This window comes from Enterobacter sp. HSTU-ASh6 (assembly GCF_026319105.1).
Lineage (GTDB): Bacteria > Pseudomonadota > Gammaproteobacteria > Enterobacterales > Enterobacteriaceae > Enterobacter > Enterobacter sichuanensis.
Genome location: NZ_WSPD01000003.1, coordinates 13,990 through 31,952, shown reverse-complemented (window position 1 = coordinate 31,952; position 17,963 = coordinate 13,990). Strand labels below are relative to the sequence as shown.

Genomic DNA, 17,963 nt, shown 5'->3' with positions numbered 1-17,963 from the left:
CTATTCCCGATCTTTTTTACGGATTTGCAATCCCCTTCGCAAAACATCTGCTTAGCAACTGTTGATATTATTTAGCGCTCGCACTATCTTCTTGCAGCCCTGCACAATTTGCGGCTCGCTGAAGCGGACCCTCATTCCCTCTCCACGCACTGTCAGGCAGGTTATGACCCTTGACGCCAGGGTGAGCACATGGCGTTTTCATCCATGATAGTGACCTATGAATTTAACCCTGATAGATACCGTTGTGACCCGCAGCCGGGCCTTAAGCCCGTGGACGGGATTTTACTTTTTGCAGTCATTACTGATTAACTTTGCACTCGGTTATCCCTTTAGTCTGCTCTACGCAGTGGCTTTTACCTGCATTCTGCACCTGCTGTGGCGAACCGCGCCACGTGTGCAAAAAGCGTTAATCGGCATGTGTTCGCTGGTTGCTGCGCTCTATTTTCCGTTTGGTCAGGCGTACGGCTCGCCAAACTTTAATACCCTGCTGGCGCTGCACTCGACCAACATGGAAGAGTCGACGGAGATCCTGACGATCTTCCCGTGGTACAGCTACGTGGTCGGGCTCTTTATCTTCGCGTTGGGCGTTATCGCCATTCGTCGTCAGTCTGACGAGAAAAAATCCTGGGGTAAGATCGAAGTACTCTGTCTGGTGTTCAGCGTTGCCGTGGCGTTTGTCGCCCCCATCCAGAATATTCCCTGGGACGGCAAGCTAAGGCTCACCAACATCGGCTATCCGGTTTTCCGCTTCGTGAAAGATGTGGTGGTGAACAATAAAGAGGTGCTCGACGAACAGGCGCGTATGGCTGAGCTTTCCAATATGAAAGACACCTGGAACGTGCTGGCGGTGAAGCCGAAATATCACACTTATGTGGTGGTGATTGGTGAAAGCGCGCGTCGCGATGCCATGGGGGCGTTTGGCGGGCACTGGAATAACACCCCGTTTGCTGATTCGGTCAAGGGGACCCTGTTTACCGATTATGTCGCGGCCAGCGGCTCGACGCAGAAATCGCTCGGCCTGACTCTTAACCGGGTGGTGGATGGCAAACCCCAGTATCAGGATAATTTCGTCACTCTGGCAAACCGCGCAGGTTTTCAGACGTGGTGGTTCTCCAATCAGGGGCAAATTGGCGAATACGATACCGCCATCGCCAGCATCGCCAAACGGGCTGATGAAGTGCAGTTCCTGAAAAACGGTGATTTTGAAGCCGATAAAAACACCAAAGACGAAGCCTTGCTTAAGATGACGGCGCAGGTCTTTGCCACCCAGCGCACGCAGCCTCAGCTGATTGTCCTGCACCTGATGGGGTCACACCCGCAGGCGTGCGATCGTACTGGCGGGAAGTACGCGGAGTTTGTGCAGTCCAAAGAGACCTCGTGCTATCTCTACACCATGACGCAAACCGACGACCTGCTCAGCAAGCTGTACGAGCAGTTACGCAATACGGGCGATAGCTTCTCCATGGTCTATTTCTCGGATCACGGGCTGGCGTTTAAAGAGCGCGGGAAAGAGGTGCAGTATCTGGCGCACGACGACAAGTTCCAGCAGAACTTCCAGGTACCGTTTATGGTGCTGTCGAGTGATGATAAAACGCACCGCATCATTAAAGCGCGTCGTTCGGCAAATGACTTCCTGCAGTTCTTCTCGCAGTGGACGGGGATTACTGCCGGACAGATAAAAAATGCTTACCCGTTTGTCTCAAACAAGAAAGCGCCCCCAGTGTACGTTACCAACTTCAAGTTACAGAAAGTTGACTACAACCATCTGGGTACGGATATTTTCGATATTAAGAGTAAGTAGCGGCCTGATGCCCTCACCCTGGCCCTCTCCCACGGGGAGAGGGAAAAAACAGTAAAAACGGCAACCCATGGTTGCCGTTTTGCTTTTACCTTGCAAAAAAAAATCCGCCACAGTGGGCGGATTTTTTATTTAATCACCGAAGTGATTAGAAGCGGTAACCTACGCCCGCGATCCAGGTGCCAACGTCAACGTTGCGGATACGGCTCTGCTCATAGGAGAAGTCCAGAGCAACGTCCTGGATTGGGTTGAACTGCAGGCCTGCGCCATAGGAGAAGCCATAGTCGCTGTTGCTTGCAGTGCGGTTCAGACCTTCGTTTTCGGTCTGCTGGAATTTACCGTAGCCAACACCAACAACACCGTAGATGCTTGCCCAGTCATTCAGACGGTAAGCTGGACCTGCGGTGATACCGTAGTATTGACCTTTGTTGTATGCGCCGTTTTCAGAACGATCTTTCTCGGTGTAGGTGAAAGAACCGATCACGCCCAGTGGGTTGTTATCCTGCTCGTAACGATACTTCAGGTTGAAACCGTTAGCTTTGTTCATCACGCCCTGCATATCGCTCTGAGCGTAACCACCAGTTACAGTAGAAGTAGCAGCTACAGCGGTACCTGCGGAAACAGCCAGTACAGCGGCCAGTGCTGAAAGACATGCAATTTTTTTCATAACCACCTCAAATGTGCTTCAAGTAAGTCCGTAAGTTTTAAATATATCAAAAAAATTTGCGAAACTCTTTGTGATTCGTGATGTCTAACGAAGCCTTTCCTGTAACAGAACGTTTCCATCGACAGTTATCTTATTCAAATCACAAAGGATTTCTGCTGCAAAACGCCAATAGTGCGCGTCAATGCCGTTACATTCATCCAGATTATTCCTAATCTGACAGGCGATAAAACCAGCAGTGCTTATCTATTTTACGGATTTTCCCTGTTTTTTTTTCAACAGTAGCTCAACCGTTGCGCCATATTTCCATTACACTGCGGCTTTTACCCTTTTTGACAAAACATGACAGGAGAAAGGATGCCAGGGTTATCCCGCAGGTCGTCGGTCTGGATGCCGGTTGCTGTAATACTGATTGCGATGTTGTCCATTCAGAGCGGCGCATCACTCGCGAAATCACTCTTCCCGCTGGTGGGCGCGCCGGGCGTGACGGCGCTGCGTATCGCATTAGGCACCCTGATCCTCGTGGTCATCTTTAAACCCTGGCGGCTGCGTGTCCAGAAAGCGCAGCGACTTCCGCTGCTTTTCTACGGGCTGGCGCTGGGGGCAATGAACTATATGTTCTATCTCTCTATCCAGACCATTCCTCTGGGCATTGCCGTCGCGCTGGAATTTACCGGCCCGCTGGCAGTGGCGCTTTTCGCGTCCCGTCGGCCTGTTGACTTTATCTGGGTGATATTAGCCGTTCTGGGATTATGGTTCCTGTTACCGCTGGGCCAGAACGTTTCAGAGATCGACCTGACGGGGGCCGCGCTGGCGCTGGGTGCAGGTGCCTGCTGGGCGGTCTATATCCTTACGGGTCAACGTGCCGGGGAAGAGCATGGGCCGGCGACCGTCGCGCTGGGGTCATTAATAGCGGCCATCATCTTTGTGCCGCTCGGCATGGCGCAGGCCACGGAGTCTATCTGGCAATGGTCAGTGATGCCGGTTGGGCTCGCTGTCGCCGTCCTCTCGACCGCGCTGCCCTATTCGCTGGAGATGATTGCCCTCACCCGCCTGCCCACGCGCATCTTTGGTACGCTGATGAGCATGGAGCCCGCGCTTGCCGCTATCTCCGGGATGATCTTCCTCGGTGAAACCCTGACCTTTACCCAGACGCTGGCACTGTGCTCCATTATTGCGGCATCTATGGGCTCGACGCTCACCATGCGTCCCGAGTCAAAAGTTCAGAAAGTAGACCTTAGCTAATGACGTATATTCTGCATGGCTTCATTGTCATGCAGAATAAATGCCAGGGAGAAAACCCTTATATTTCCTGACATGCTTTGTCACAAAGAAGACATATTCTCCTCGTACCCAAAGCGGTAAACAGAATTAAGATTGATCTGCATCAATTCAAGAATCCTCCTTATTTATCAGTGAGTTAAAAATACAACGCACTTCTTGCTATTAAACCAATAGGCACAGCCAGACCGCAGGGAAAAAATCCGGTGCTATACTTAGTTCCGTAATTACCTGGGACATAAACATCAAGAGGATATGAGATTATGAGTACCGCTAAACTGGTGAAAACGAAAGCGTCTAATCTGCTTTATACCCGTAACGATGTATCGGACAGCGACAAAAAAGCAACGATTGAGTTGCTCAATCGCCAGGTGATCCAGTTCATCGATCTTTCGCTGATCACCAAACAGGCCCACTGGAATATGCGCGGTGCAAACTTTATTGCCGTTCATGAAATGCTGGATGGCTTCCGCACAGCACTGGTGACCCACCTCGATACCATGGCCGAACGTGCTGTGCAGCTGGGCGGTGTGGCGCTGGGTACCACGCAGGTGATCAACAGCAAAACGCCACTGAAAAGCTATCCGCTGGATATCCATACCGTTCAGGAGCATCTGAAAGAGCTGGCGGACCGTTATGCCATCGTGGCAAACGATGTGCGTAAAGCCATCAGCCAGGCGAAAGATGAAGATACCGCAGACATCTTCACTGCTGCCTCCCGCGACCTGGATCAATTCTTGTGGTTTATCGAATCTAACATCGAATAATTCATACGAATTATCTATTAAGCCCTCGCCCACTGGCGAGGGTTTTGCACATCTATGGTGCACACTTTTTGCCTGAGACCGTGCAAAAGTGAAGAAATTGTAATAATCACCTCACACAACCGTTAACGAAAGATTGTTTTTTCGTCAGAATTTCCGCTAAATGTCTCCCCGTCAGTTGCACCAAACCAGACGCACCAAAACAGTGCTTCACTTTGGTGCAACAGAACGCCATTGCCACGTTTATTGTGCAATGCATGACATCATCCCCTTTACAAAACAATAGCTTGTAAAGTTGGCACGATTTTTTCATTGTGCCACGTGTTCTCGCAGGGGATCGCCCCGTGGATATAAAAGGAAATGCTATGAAGTCTGTATTAAAAGTTTCACTGGCTGCACTTACCCTGGCTTTTGCGGTGTCCTCTCAGGCTGCCGACAAACTGGTTGTGGCGACCGACACGGCGTTCGTTCCGTTTGAATTCAAACAGGGTGATAAATACGTTGGTTTTGATGTGGATCTGTGGGCCGCTGTCGCAAAAGAACTCAAGCTGGATTACACCCTGAAGCCAATGGACTTCAGCGGCATTATCCCGGCACTGCAAACCAAAAACGTAGATCTGGCGCTGGCGGGTATCACCATCACTGATGAGCGTAAAAAAGCGATCGACTTCTCTGACGGCTACTACAAAAGCGGCCTGTTGGTGATGGTCAAAGCCGATAATAACGACGTAAAAAGCGTGAAAGATCTCGACGGCAAAGTGGTTGCAGTGAAGAGTGGCACCGGTTCTGTTGATTACGCCAAAGCGAATATCAAAACCAAAGACCTGCGTCAGTTCCCGAACATCGATAACGCCTACATGGAACTCGGCACCAACCGTGCTGACGCGGTTCTGCACGACACGCCTAACATCCTGTACTTCATCAAAACGGCGGGCAACGGCAAGTTCAAAGCGGTGGGTGAGTCTCTGGAAGCACAGCAGTACGGTATCGCCTTCCCGAAAGGCAGCGACGAGCTGCGCACCAAAGTTAACGGCGCGCTGAAAATGCTGAAAGAGAACGGTACTTATAACGAAATCTACAAAAAATGGTTCGGTACCGAGCCTAAATAATAAGACGTAAAAATGACGTTCACTCGGGGGCGACCTTTCGCCCCTGATATTTTTGAAACACGGTAACAGTAACAGGAAATTATCATGCAGTTTGACTGGAGCGCCATCTGGCCTGCCATTCCACTCTTGCTTGAAGGCGCTAAAATGACCCTGTGGATTTCGGTCCTGGGTCTGGTTGGTGGGTTGATTATCGGTCTTGTCGCCGGTTTCGCCCGCACCTACGGCGGCTGGATTGCAAACCACATCGCACTGGTATTCATCGAAGTGATCCGCGGCACGCCCATTGTCGTGCAGGTCATGTTCATTTACTTCGCCCTGCCGATGGCGTTCACCGACCTGCGCATCGACCCGTTCAGCGCCGCCGTCGTCACCATTATGATCAACTCAGGTGCCTACATTGCGGAAATCACCCGCGGTGCGGTGCTGTCGATTCATAAAGGTTTCAGTGAAGCCGGTCTGGCGTTAGGTCTTTCTCGTCGCGAAACGATCCGTCACGTTATTCTGCCGCTGGCGCTGCGCCGCATGCTGCCGCCGCTCGGTAACCAGTGGATCATCAGCATTAAAGATACGTCGCTGTTCATTGTTATCGGCGTGGCTGAGCTGACCCGTCAGGGCCAGGAGATCATCGCTGGCAACTTCCGTGCGCTGGAAATCTGGAGTGCGGTAGCCGTTGTCTACCTGATCATTACTCTGGTTCTGAGCTTCGTTCTGCGTCGTCTTGAAAGAAGGATGAAAATCCTGTGATTGAATTTAAAAACGTTTCCAAGCACTTTGGCCCAACCCAGGTGCTGCACAATATCGATCTGAGCATCAAACAGGGTGAAGTGGTGGTGATTATCGGGCCGTCAGGCTCCGGTAAATCGACCCTGCTGCGCTGCATCAACAAGCTGGAAGAGATCACCAGCGGCGATCTGATCGTCGATGGTCTGAAGGTGAATGACCCGAAAGTGGATGACCGTCTGATTCGCCAGGAAGCGGGCATGGTGTTCCAGCAGTTCTACCTCTTCCCGCACCTGACGGCGCTGGAAAACGTGATGTTTGGCCCGCTGCGCGTGCGCGGCGCCAACAAAGCGGCGGCCGAAGCGCTGGCAAAAGATCTGCTGGCGAAAGTGGGTCTGGCAGAGCGTGCGCACCACTACCCTTCTGAGCTCTCCGGCGGCCAACAGCAGCGTGTGGCGATTGCCCGCGCGCTGGCGGTTAAACCGAAAATGATGCTGTTTGATGAGCCAACCTCAGCGCTTGACCCGGAACTACGTCATGAAGTGCTGAAAGTCATGCAGGATCTGGCCGAAGAAGGGATGACGATGGTTATCGTGACCCACGAAATCGGCTTTGCGGAGAAAGTGGCTTCCCGTCTGATCTTTATTGATAAAGGCCGTATCGCGGAAGACGGTAACCCGCAGGAATTAATCGCGAACCCGCCAAGCCCGCGTTTGCAGGAGTTCCTGCAGCACGTCTCCTGATCCACCGCGTTACGCTGAGCCGGGCATGCCCGGCTTTTTTACGCCAGATTGTTCTCAAAAATCCTCCTCTGCGTCCCGACTTCTATACTTATCATTTTGTTCGACATTTTCACCGGAGGACGCCGTGCCGTGGATCCTGTTGCTGTTGATAAGCCTGTTTAGTGCGCCATCGTTCGCCGTTGCGATCCCCGGCGTCACCACCGGAACGACCGCGACGAAGGCAAATACGCCGCCACCAGAGCCCGATGTCGAACAGAAAAAAGCCGCCTACAGCGCCCTTGCCGACGTCCTGGAGAACGATGCTTCCCGCCAGGAGCTCATCAGCCAGCTGCGAAAAGTCGCCGCCACACCGTCACAGGAGCCGGTTCCTGACATCATCCCTCCGCAGGTGGAGGAGCAAAAAACGGTGCTGGAAAACGTCACCGACGTCAGCCGCCACTATGGCGAAGCCCTCTCCTCACGCTTTGCCCAGCTCTATCGTAATCTGATTGGCTCACCGCATAAGCCCTTTAACCCACAAACGTTTACCGTCGCCGCCACGCAGTTCCTGATGCTGGCGGGCGCAGTATTTCTTTTTTACTGGCTGGTGCGCCTGAGCGCGTGGCCGCTGTACCGCAAAATGGGGCAATGGGGTCGCAGGAAGAATCAGCAGAGAAGCAGCTGGCTCCACCTGCCGTTGATGATCGCGTCAGCGTTTATCATCGATTTACTGTTGCTGGCGCTGACGCTGTTTTTAGGCCAGATGCTGGCCGACAGGCTGAATGCGGGTAACAAAACCATCGCCTTCCAGCAATCGCTGTTCCTCAATGCGTTTGCCCTGATTGAGTTCTTCAAGGCACTGCTGCGGTTACTGTTTTGCCCCCACGTGCCGGAACTGCGTCCTTTTTCCATACGGGATGAGAGCGCGAAATACTGGGCGCTGCGTCTGAGCGTGCTCAGCGGGTTAATTGGTTATGGTCTGCTGGTGGCCGTGCCGATCATCTCGAACCAGGTGAACGTCCAGTTTGGCGCGCTGGCAAACGTGGTGATCATGCTGTGCATTACCGTCTGGTCGCTGTACCTTATCTTTCATAATAAAAAGACCATCACCGAGAGTCTGCTGCATCTGGCCGATCGCTCCCTCTCGTTCTTTAGCCTCTTTATTCGCGCCTTCGCCCTCGTGTGGCACTGGCTGGCCAGCGCCTATTTCATTGTGCTGTGCTTCTTTTCGCTGTTCGACCCGGGTAACAGCCTGAAATTTATGATGGGTGCCACATTCAAAAGCCTGGCCATTATCGGCATCGCGGCGTTTGTGTCGGGCCTGTTATCCCGCTGGATATCAAAAACCATCACCCTCTCACCGCAGGTGCAGCGCAATTACCCGGAACTGCAAAAACGGGTGAACGGCTGGATGTCAGTCTCGCTCAAGGTCGCGCGCATCCTGACCGTCTGCGTGGCGATTATGCTGCTGCTCAACGCCTGGGGGCTGTTCGATTTCTGGAACTGGCTGCATAACGGCGCCGGGGAAAAGACCGTCGATATTTTAATTCGTATCGCGCTGATCCTGTTCTTCTCTGCCGTCGGCTGGACGCTGCTGGCAAGCCTGATAGAGAACCGTCTGGTCTCCGACATTCACGGCAGGCCGCTGCCCAGCGCGCGTGCCCGCACGTTGCTGACGCTGTTCCGCAATGCGCTGGCGGTGATTATCAGTACCATCACCATCATGATTGTGCTGTCCGAGATTGGCGTGAATATCGCCCCGCTGCTGGCCGGTGCCGGTGCGCTGGGGCTGGCTATCTCCTTCGGGTCACAGACGCTGGTGAAGGATATTATTACCGGCATCTTTATCCAGTTTGAGAACGGGATGAATACCGGCGATCTGGTGACGATTGGGCCGCTCACCGGCACGGTGGAGCGCATGTCCATCCGATCTGTCGGCGTGCGTCAGGACACCGGGGCGTACCATATTATTCCCTGGTCTTCGATCACTACCTTCGCCAACTTTGTGCGCGGGATTGGTTCCGTCGTGGCGAACTACGATGTGGATCGTCATGAGGATGCAGACAAAGCGAAGCAGGCGCTGAAAGATGCGGTAGAAGAGCTGATGCAGATGGAGGATATTCGCGGGCTGGTGATTGGCGAGCCATCATTTGCCGGCATTGTCGGGCTGACGAATACGGCATTTACCCTTCGCGTCTCCTTTACCACCCAGCCGCTGAAGCAGTGGACGGTGCGCTTTGCCCTCGACAGCATGGTGAAGAAACACTTCGATCTGGCAAATGTAAGGATGCCGGTGCAGACGTATCAGGTCTTGTCGCCGCCCGCCTCACCGCTCCCTCCGCAGGAGCCGACGCTGTAACCGAGCCGGGTGGCGGCTTCGCCTGACCCGGCCTACGACAGCGTGTTATTTGCGACGTTTGTTATCGTCCATAAACGACCAGGCGATAAAGCGGCTCTGTTTCTGGCCCTGCGCCATCTCTTTTTTCACCACTTTGACGGCACCGGCTTCGGTCAGCGCGCGGTACAGTGGCGGCAGGTTATCTCCCCGGGAAACCAGCGTTGAGAACCACTTCACCTGACGGGCAAACTGCTTGCTTTCAGCGATCATGCGCAGGATGAACGCGACTTCGCCCCCTTCACACCACAGCTCCTGCTGCTGGCCGCCAAAGTTCAGCGCAGCGTCTTCCGCCTGACCGAGATTGCGGCGCTTGCGCTCGCTGCCCGCGCGGGCGGCGGCGGCTGAATCATGGAACGGCGGATTGCACATCGTCGCGTCGTAGCTTTCATTTTTATGGATAATGCCGTTGAAAATAGAGGCGGCGTCTTTCTGACGACGCAGGCGAATAGCACGGCTTAATCCCGGGTTAGCGCTGATTATGCCCTGGGCGCTGGCGAAGGCCTCAGCACCGATTTCGCTTCCGGTGAAGCGCCAGTGATACTCATGCGCGCCGATCAGCGGATAAATCAGGTTCGCGCCGGTCCCGATATCGAGCACGGAAGCGTTCTGGGGTACCACGCCGTCACGATCGTCTGCGAGGAGATCGGCAAGATGGTGCACATAATCCGCGCGGCCTGGTACAGGCGGACAGAGAAAGCCTTCCGGAATATCCCAGTGCGCCACACCGTAAAAATGCGCCAGCAGGGCTTTGTTCAGCATTTTAACCGCCTGCGGGTCAGCAAAGTTAACCGACGGTTCACCTGCTGGGGTCTGAACAAGGTAATCCTGCAGCGGCGGGCAGCTCAGGCATAAGGCCTTCATGTCGTAGCGGCTGCGATGGCGATTTCGCGGGTGCAATCCCGGCTTTTGGGAAGTCATGGCATTCTCCTTTAAACAGCGGCGTAAGATACCCTTTGCTGGCCCAACGGTAAATCTTTCTCTTCTGCGCTTAAAAAAACGCCATAAATCAAACACCTTTATGTCTATGATCTGTCAGCGAATTGTCAATTAACATCGTTCAAAAAATAAGCAGATCATCATCAAATATTTGCGCCTAATCACACTCGTCCGGCTTCTAAACTTAAAGGGAATCACCTGTTGTTTCCCCTGAGGATGTGATTATGAAAAAATATCTGACCCTTGTCGTTGTTGCCGGTGTTCTGGCCACCGCGTCATTTTCTGCCATGGCCGTTCAGTCACTGACCCAAAGTACCGATACCAGCCAGCTCCGCCCTGCGGGCACCGTGTCGGTAAGCCGTGCCAGCAACCTTGACGATCTGCAAAATAAACTGGCTGAAAAAGCCCGCGAGGAAGGTGCGAAAGGCTTCGTGGTAAATTCCGCCGGTGGCGATAACCACATGTATGGCACAGCAACCATCTATAAATAGTCTCCCCTTCTGAGAATCACTGCATCTGGCCGACAGGTGCAGTTCTCATCCCCTGTCTTGATTGCACATTTTTTGGCCCCATATGACTCAGATACCCCCCGCGTGAGGAGAATGCCATGGCTTCCGGATGGGCGAATGACGACGCCGTTAACGAACAGATCAACAGTACAATTGAAGATGCCGTTGCCCGCGCTCGCGGCGAAATTCCGCGCGGTGAGAGCTTAACGGAATGTGAAGAATGTGGAGAGCCCATCCCGGAGGCGCGGCGTAAAGCCATTCCCGGTGTGCGGTTATGCATCTCATGTCAGCAGAATAAAGATTCGAAAAATTCACCTCATTCGGGATATAATCGCAGAGGATCGAAAGATAGCCAGTTACGTTGACTTTCCTTTACCTAAGTAAACCCCGAAAGTGCGTTCCTTTACGCTCACGATTTTTTGCCCGCCGCGTAGCAAAATGTGCCCTTCATCACGCCTCTGTAAAGCGCAGCGACAAGAAATGTAAATCTCTCTTCTGAATTTATTAATATTCAATAAGTTATTTGTCATTCAATTTTTTTGAGCAACCACGTCAATTCTCTTCGATTTTATCTGTCGGAAAAAAGCGTGATACTTATCACATCGACGGAACATCGTCCCCTTAACAGAATAACCTGCGAGAGATTAATTATGAAAACCATCAAATATGCTGTTGCTGCTGTTGCCCTGTCTGCTCTGTCTTTTGGTGCATTCGCTGCAGAACCTGTTTCTCCAGCTCAGGCGCAAAACATGAATAAAATCGGTGTGGTGAGCGCAGAAGGCGCGACCACGCTGGACGGTCTGGAAGCCAAACTGGCTGAGAAAGCGGCAGCTGCCGGTGCAAGCGGATACAGCATCACTTCCGCGAACACCAATAACAAGCTGAGCGGTACTGCGGTTATCTACAAATAATCGACTGAATGAATGCTGTCCCCTCGCCATACCCTCTGGTGAGCTGCTCCAACCCTCATTGACCCTGTTGTTTGTTACCCTTGCTTGCCCGTCCGCCACTGGACGGGCTTTTTTTTGTCTAAAACGCCTGCGCCACGCGTTTAAGCCCGGCCTCGACTGACTCCACCTCTCCGGTCGCCAGCAGACAGCAGGCCATCTGGAGTTTGATCGAATGCGGAACAGGCACATTTCCGGCCAGACACTGCTCAATCCAGTGGGCGGTGGTATGCGGATCCTTTGCCTCAGGCACTATCACGCCGGCATTCTCTTCCTGACGTTCCAGTACGGGCCGCGTGCCTGCGGGATCGATTAAGACCAGCTGCGGACAGCGCTGCGGGTTGGCGTAAACCTCCCCTTCTGTGCCGTGCATCAGCAGTGCCCTTCCGCCAATCTCTTCAAAAAATGTGCCTACACGCGTCACGTACTCCGGATGCGACACGCTGGAGAGGCGCAGGGCATCCGCTTCGCCAAAGGGGGTGGCGAGTTTCGCCAGCGTGTGGGCGCTGTTGCGCACGCCCATGCGCCAGCGCATATCCAGCTGCTTTTCCAGCGGCGGGCAGAGTGCCTTCACCGGAATATAGACTGGCTGATGGCCGTCCAGCTTCGCCTGCGCCGGGCCGGCGTGCAGCGTCGGTTCAATACCTAACATGCCAAAGATGGTCTCCGTCAGCACGCGCGTGGGATCTTCGCTGACGCCATGGACCACCACCGGAAAGCCCAGCTTGTGCAGCAGAATCGCCAGCAGAGGGGTGAGATTCGCCTGCTTGCGCGCACCGTTATAGGTGGGGATGACAATCGGCATCGGTTTTGCCACCGGGGGGGTTAAACGCAGCGTTTGCGCCTGCATCGCTTCATAGAAGCCGCGCATCTCCGCTTCCCCTTCGCCTTTAATACGGAGCGCAATCAGGATACCGCCCATCTCCAGATCGGGAACATCGCCGTTGAGCATATGGGTGTACAGGGCACGGGCCGTTTCCTGATCCAGGTCGCGGGCATGGTTTTTTCCTCGCCCTACCTCTTTGATAATTTTACGATAATCCACGACATCTCTCCTTGCGGCTCTTTGCAGATACTATAGCCCTGATAAATGCCTGGCGGGTAATCATTTTCCTCTCCCCGTCCCGCCAAAGGACGCTTCGAGGGTAAAAATGGTCTGAAGTTAAATTGAACGAAAAATAGTTCTCAGCGATAGTTCCTGCCGAATTAATCAGCCACGTGATGATTAATACCCGAAATGCCCTATTTTCATTCAGAGGATTTAAATGAAAAAATTAATTATTGCGGGGATCGCTGCCGGGATGGCATGTGCTTCCGTTTCTGCTTTTGCATCCAGTGGTGAGGGTCAAATTAATTTCACCGGTGAAGTTATTGACTCGGCATGTACGGTTGTAAACGGATTAAGCAATCCACTTACCGTATCATTAGGTAAGGTTGCGAAATCGGCATTTACCGGAAGTGGTTCGACGACGTCGACTACCCGCTTTAGTATTCAACTTAAAAATTGTCCCGATACTGTTACCAGCGCCTCGGTAACATTCGGCGGGACACCTGATGGTAACAATAAGGATATCCTTGCTGTGACGTCAGGAACCGGTACCGCGTCAGGAGTGGGTGTCCAGTTGCTGGATAAAACGCAAACCCCACTGAGTTTATATACGTCTTCCGCTGCGTATACCCTCACGTCAGGTACTACAACGAACGATCTGGAGTTTGGTGCACGCTATATCCAGACCGGAGGAACCGTTTCCGCCGGCGTGGCGAATGCTGCATCCACCTTCACCATCGTTTACAACTAATAAAACAGATATTAGCTACCCCAGTGGCTAATATCTGTTATTTCTTGATGACGGTTTCACTATGCGAAAATATCTTCTGGCCTCCTCCTTTTTATTTATTGTCTCTGTCGCCCATGCCGGTATTACTATCGGCGGTACGCGCGTGGTCTATCCAGAAAATAAAAAAGAGTCTTCCATTGGAATCACCAACCCGGACAACCTCGACTACCTTGTCCAGTCATGGGTGGAAACGGAAGATAACGCACGCGAGAAAGCCCCGTTCCTGATCACGCCGCCCCTGTTCCGCCTTGACGGAAAGCAGGAAAACGTGCTGCGTATCATCAGAATCGGGGGGAATTTACCCGCCGATCGCGAATCGCTGTTCTGGTTGAATATTAAATCCATTCCCTCTTCCGAGCGCAATGCAAACATCAACACGCTGCAGATCGCGATTAAAACCCGAATTAAATTGCTGTATCGCCCGGCGAGTATTACCGGTAATCCGGAAGATATGACCACGCAATTATCCTGGCACACGCGGGGAAATCAGCTGATTATCGAAAACCCCACGCCGTTTTATATGAATTTCCAGGAAATAAAACTCGACGGTAAAAAAGTTGACAAAGCCACCTATGCCGCACCGAAAAGTGAAACGGTTTTCACCACCCCTGGAAATATAACTGCACATACCGTGAGCTGGAAAATCATCAATGACTACGGCGGTATTAGCCAGTCATATTCTGCGCAAATTAAATAACCGCTGGATTCGCTAAACATCATTATGAGCTGGGAATATTCCACCGAACCACCCAAACAACACGGGCGCTCAATGCTGATTGCATTGGGTTGTACCCTGTTGGGTGTTTGTGTGCAAAAAGTTCTGGCCGATGATTATTTCAACCCGGCGCTGCTGGATATTGACAACCCGAGCCAGGGAAAGACTGACCTGAGTATCTTTGAGATCGGCCCTGGCCAGGCGCCGGGTAAATACCACGTCGACGTGTTCGTTAACAACAATAAAGTTGCAGCCAAAGAGATTGAATTCACGCTGAAAAAAGACGCCAGCGGAAAATCAACGCTGCAGCCGTGCCTGAGCGCGGCTCAGTTAAAAAGCTTCGGCATTAATATCGATAAATACGTGCAGGACGATAAGGCCCAATGTATTGATCTGAGCCTCATCCCCTCCGCCAGCGCAACGTTTCATGTTAATCCCCAGCAATTGCTGTTAAGCATTCCGCAGACCGCGATTACCCAGGTCCCGCGAGATTACGTCGACCCGCAGGAATACGACGAGGGAATTAACGCCCTGCTGCTGAATTACAGCTTCAGCGCCGGGAACAACCGCGGCAAAGGTGAAAACAGTACCGATCAGCACAGTGAATTTCTTAACCTGCGTCCGGGTCTTAACCTCGGGGCGTGGCGTTTACGGAACTACTCCACCTGGAGCAAAACCAGCAGTGACGGTGACGCGGAGAGTGCGTTTTCCTCCGTCTATACCTATGCCCAGCGCGATATCGTGCCGCTTGGCGGTAACGTCAAATTCGGGCAAAGCTCTTCCCCTGCGGACGTGTTTGACAGCATCTCTTTCACCGGGGCGCAGATCGCTTCGGACGACGATATGCTGCCGGACAGCATGAAAGGGTTTGCGCCGGTGATCCGCGGTACCGCGCACAGTAACGCTCAGGTGATTGTCCGCCAGAACGGTTACGTCATTTACCAGAATTATGTTGCTCCCGGCGCGTTTGAGATTAACGACCTCTACCCCACCGGCGGGAGTGGAGATTTGAACGTCACCGTGAAAGAGACGGACGGCAGCGAACAACATTTTGTCGTGCCCTACGCGTCGGTGCCGGTATTGCAGCGTGAAGGCCACTTTAAATACAGCCTTACCGCGGGGCGCTATCGCAGCTATGACAGCGACGTCGAGAAAACGCCGTTCATCCAGGGGACCGCAATCTACGGTTTGCCTTATGGCTTTACGGCCTACAGCGGCGTGCAGGCCAGCCAGTACTACGATGCGCTGGCGCTGGGGTTCGGGAAGAACATCGGCGAGCTCGGCGCGTTTTCAGTGGATGTCACCGACGCCAGATCGGAGATGCAGGACCAGGATGCCACCCACGGTCGCTCCTGGCGCATCCGCTACAGCAAAGATTTCGCCACCACTGGCACCCATTTTTCCATTGCCGGCTATCGCTATAACAGCAAGGGGTTCTACACCCTGCAGGACACCCTGGATTCCCATACCCGCAATGATGACTGGGAAACCCCGGATATCCGGCGCAGCCGTGAAGAGGCCACTGTCGACCAGTCGCTCGGCGGCACGTTTGGTTCGCTGACGTTAAGCCTGGTGAAAGAGAACTACTGGAACGCAAGCCAGGGGATGACCTCCCTGAGCCTCGGCTATAACAACGCCTGGCACGGGATCAGCTACGGTCTGAGTTACGGGCTGGATAAAAACACGCGTGGCGGCAGTGACGATAATAATGAGAAAACCAGCGAACAGACCCTCGCGTTCAACGTCTCTGTTCCCCTCGATCGCTGGCTCAGCAACACCTGGGTGAACTACAACCTGAACAGCACAAGACACGACACAACCCAAAGCGTAGGCCTGAACGGCACCGCGCTGGCGGGCAATAATCTCAGCTGGGGTGTGCAGCAGGGCCACAGCCAGAGCAGCGGCGACAGCACCAGCCTGAATGGCGATTACAAAGGCACCTATGGTGAAGTGAGCGCTGGCTATTCGCAGGACAACCAGCAGCAACAGCTCAACATCGGTCTTCAGGGCAGTGTGATTGCCCATGCTCACGGCATCACCCTCGGTCAACCAATGGGTGAGACCGCAGCGCTGGTGGAAGCGCCGGGCGCAGAAGACACGAACATCACCAACCAGACAGGCGTGAATACTGATTTCCGCGGCTACGCCATTGTGCCGTACGTCACGCCATATCGACATAACACCCTCGCGCTGAATACCGAGACCCTGCCGGGCAATGCGGATATTGACCAGGCCGCGAAAACAGTGACGCCAACGCGCGGCGCGATTGTGCGCGCGCATTATGAAACCCACGTCGGTAGCCGGGTGTTGATGACCTTAACACGCGCGGATGGTCGGCCGATTCCGTTTGGGGCAACGGCCTCGCAGGCCCATCAGGACGGTGAATTTATTGTCGGTGACGGCGGTCAGGTCTACCTGACCGGTATGCATGAGCAAGGCACGGTGAAGGTCAGCTGGGGAAAAACCGCCGACAGCCACTGTACCGCGGCGTATCACCTGCCGGCGAAAGACGACAGTGCGGTTCTTAACATCACGGCGCAATGCGTATGACTTTTCCGGGGAAAAATGAGCATGTTTAAATATGCCTTTGCGCTGCTGGTGCTCCTCACCAGCGTATGTCTCATGCCGCATGCCCAAGCGGCGACAACCTGCGACAGTGCCGATCTGCCCTATAACATTAATGTCGGCACGCTGTCCGTTCCAACAACCCTCGACACGGGCAGCGTCATTCCGGGATCCGTAAAGACGCACACCGTCAGCGGCAGCTGCACCGGAACGCTTGCAAATCATACCCTTATTGCCTGTTATTACGGGACGGGAGCTGAAGTGCCGGGCATGCCAGGCGTTTATGCCACCAATATTGACGGCATCGGCATTGAGCTCCTGAACAGCAGCGGGCAGGTCGTTCGCGGAACGGGGTATACCTGTGACTCAAGCGCTACACCGGTAGGCAGTGTCAGCAGCGACAGCGGGCAAACATTCTCTTTCACCTATACCGAACGGTTAATTAAAACCGCCTCACGCATTGGCGCGGGGACGGTTTCCAGCGCGCAGGATCCGTTTGGATTCGGGGTATATAACTCTGTCGGTATTTCTGGCGCCCGCAATACCAGCCACTATTCCACCACGATTTCGGAGAGAACGGCCACCTGCTCCATTGACCCGCTCAATCTGACGGTCACGCTAGGGGACTTCCCGGTCTCACAATTTACCCATGTGGGCAGTTATACGGCATGGAAATCATTCAATATCACCGCAACCTGTACAGAAACGGTCAATCTTACCGCGTCGGTCACCAGCGCGAATGGCTATAACAGCCAGTATCCTGATGTCCTGAACCTGACGCCTGGCAGCGGTAGCGCCACGGGTATCGGCGTGAGAATGCTGCTTGACGGCGTCGATCTTCGCTACAACTACCCTATTCCGGTGGGCGGAAGTACCGAGCCCAACGTGCCCGACGTCATCCCCTTTTCCGTTCAGTATTACCAGACCAATGCCACCGTAACGGCCGGAACAGCCAATACCGTTGCCACCATCGATCTTGAGTATCAGTAAGGATGAA

General features: G+C 53.5%; 17 protein-coding genes. 14 read left to right on the top strand and 3 right to left on the bottom strand.

Going from position 1 to position 17,963, the window contains the following annotated elements:
• The first annotated feature begins 217 nt into the window (after window positions 1–217).
• The gene (locus GM298_RS04215; protein ID WP_266153657.1) at window positions 218–1,801 is read left to right on the top strand and encodes a phosphoethanolamine transferase; all 1,584 of its coding nucleotides are present in this window, start codon (window positions 218–220) and stop codon (window positions 1,799–1,801) included.
• Between the two features lie 145 nt (window positions 1,802–1,946).
• Here the strand turns inward: GM298_RS04215 and ompX are convergent, their stop codons facing one another.
• A complete protein-coding gene (gene ompX, locus GM298_RS04210) occupies window positions 1,947–2,465 on the bottom strand; it encodes an outer membrane protein OmpX (RefSeq protein WP_025757274.1) in 519 nt (172 codons plus the stop codon).
• Between the two features lie 354 nt (window positions 2,466–2,819).
• On the opposite strand from ompX, the gene rhtA reads away from it, so the two are divergent.
• The 6 genes from rhtA to ybiO all read left to right on the top strand — a co-directional run bounded on the left by rhtA (window position 2,820) and on the right by ybiO (window position 9,417).
• Entirely contained in the window at window positions 2,820–3,707 is an 888-nt protein-coding gene (gene rhtA / locus GM298_RS04205; protein ID WP_025757273.1) for a threonine/homoserine exporter RhtA, read from the top strand.
• A gap of 299 nt (window positions 3,708–4,006) precedes the next feature.
• Entirely contained in the window at window positions 4,007–4,510 is a 504-nt protein-coding gene (gene dps / locus GM298_RS04200) for a DNA starvation/stationary phase protection protein Dps (RefSeq protein ID WP_025757272.1), read from the top strand.
• Between the two features lie 362 nt (window positions 4,511–4,872).
• A complete protein-coding gene (glnH, locus tag GM298_RS04195) occupies window positions 4,873–5,616 on the top strand; it encodes a glutamine ABC transporter substrate-binding protein GlnH (protein WP_266153655.1) in 744 nt (247 codons plus the stop codon).
• A gap of 84 nt (window positions 5,617–5,700) precedes the next feature.
• The gene (gene glnP, locus GM298_RS04190) at window positions 5,701–6,360 is read left to right on the top strand and encodes a glutamine ABC transporter permease GlnP (RefSeq protein WP_003858462.1); all 660 of its coding nucleotides are present in this window, start codon (window positions 5,701–5,703) and stop codon (window positions 6,358–6,360) included.
• Window positions 6,357–7,079 carry a glutamine ABC transporter ATP-binding protein GlnQ gene (gene glnQ, locus GM298_RS04185; RefSeq protein WP_025757270.1) on the top strand — a complete coding sequence of 241 codons (723 nt, stop codon included), beginning with the start codon at window positions 6,357–6,359 and terminating at the stop codon, window positions 7,077–7,079. Before glnP ends, glnQ begins: the two co-directional genes overlap by 4 nt.
• A gap of 124 nt (window positions 7,080–7,203) precedes the next feature.
• A complete protein-coding gene (ybiO, locus tag GM298_RS04180; protein WP_095440878.1) occupies window positions 7,204–9,417 on the top strand; it encodes a mechanosensitive channel protein in 2,214 nt (737 codons plus the stop codon).
• A gap of 45 nt (window positions 9,418–9,462) precedes the next feature.
• On the opposite strand, the gene rlmF is transcribed toward ybiO, so the two are convergent.
• Window positions 9,463–10,374, bottom strand: a complete 912-nt coding sequence (rlmF, locus tag GM298_RS04175; protein ID WP_266153653.1) for a 23S rRNA (adenine(1618)-N(6))-methyltransferase RlmF — start codon at window positions 10,372–10,374, stop codon at window positions 9,463–9,465.
• A gap of 242 nt (window positions 10,375–10,616) precedes the next feature.
• Here rlmF and mcbA point away from each other — a divergent pair, with 242 nt between their 5' ends.
• The 3 genes from mcbA to ybiJ all read left to right on the top strand — a co-directional run bounded on the left by mcbA (window position 10,617) and on the right by ybiJ (window position 11,812).
• The gene (mcbA, locus tag GM298_RS04170; protein ID WP_025757267.1) at window positions 10,617–10,883 is read left to right on the top strand and encodes a DUF1471 family periplasmic protein McbA; all 267 of its coding nucleotides are present in this window, start codon (window positions 10,617–10,619) and stop codon (window positions 10,881–10,883) included.
• A 116-nt stretch (window positions 10,884–10,999) separates the two neighbouring features.
• Entirely contained in the window at window positions 11,000–11,266 is a 267-nt protein-coding gene (locus GM298_RS04165; protein WP_025757266.1) for a DksA/TraR family C4-type zinc finger protein, read from the top strand.
• A gap of 285 nt (window positions 11,267–11,551) precedes the next feature.
• A complete protein-coding gene (gene ybiJ / locus GM298_RS04160; protein ID WP_025757265.1) occupies window positions 11,552–11,812 on the top strand; it encodes a DUF1471 family protein YbiJ in 261 nt (86 codons plus the stop codon).
• A gap of 118 nt (window positions 11,813–11,930) precedes the next feature.
• Here ybiJ and ybiB read toward each other — a convergent pair whose 3' ends face one another.
• The gene (ybiB, locus tag GM298_RS04155) at window positions 11,931–12,893 is read right to left on the bottom strand and encodes a DNA-binding protein YbiB (RefSeq protein WP_266153652.1); all 963 of its coding nucleotides are present in this window, start codon (window positions 12,891–12,893) and stop codon (window positions 11,931–11,933) included.
• A gap of 220 nt (window positions 12,894–13,113) precedes the next feature.
• Between ybiB and GM298_RS04150 the strand changes: the two genes are divergently transcribed.
• The 4 genes from GM298_RS04150 (at window position 13,114) to GM298_RS04135 (ending at window position 17,956) form a co-directional block, all read left to right on the top strand.
• Window positions 13,114–13,647 carry a fimbrial protein gene (locus GM298_RS04150; RefSeq protein WP_025757263.1) on the top strand — a complete coding sequence of 178 codons (534 nt, stop codon included), beginning with the start codon at window positions 13,114–13,116 and terminating at the stop codon, window positions 13,645–13,647.
• A gap of 61 nt (window positions 13,648–13,708) precedes the next feature.
• Window positions 13,709–14,383, top strand: a complete 675-nt coding sequence (locus tag GM298_RS04145) for a molecular chaperone (protein ID WP_266153651.1) — start codon at window positions 13,709–13,711, stop codon at window positions 14,381–14,383.
• A 72-nt stretch (window positions 14,384–14,455) separates the two neighbouring features.
• Window positions 14,456–16,951 (top strand): fimbria/pilus outer membrane usher protein, encoded by a 2,496-nt coding sequence (locus GM298_RS04140; protein ID WP_266153650.1) that lies wholly within the window; start codon window positions 14,456–14,458, stop codon window positions 16,949–16,951.
• A 15-nt stretch (window positions 16,952–16,966) separates the two neighbouring features.
• Window positions 16,967–17,956 carry a fimbrial protein gene (locus GM298_RS04135; protein WP_266153649.1) on the top strand — a complete coding sequence of 330 codons (990 nt, stop codon included), beginning with the start codon at window positions 16,967–16,969 and terminating at the stop codon, window positions 17,954–17,956.
• Window positions 17,957–17,963: the final 7 nt, after the last annotated feature.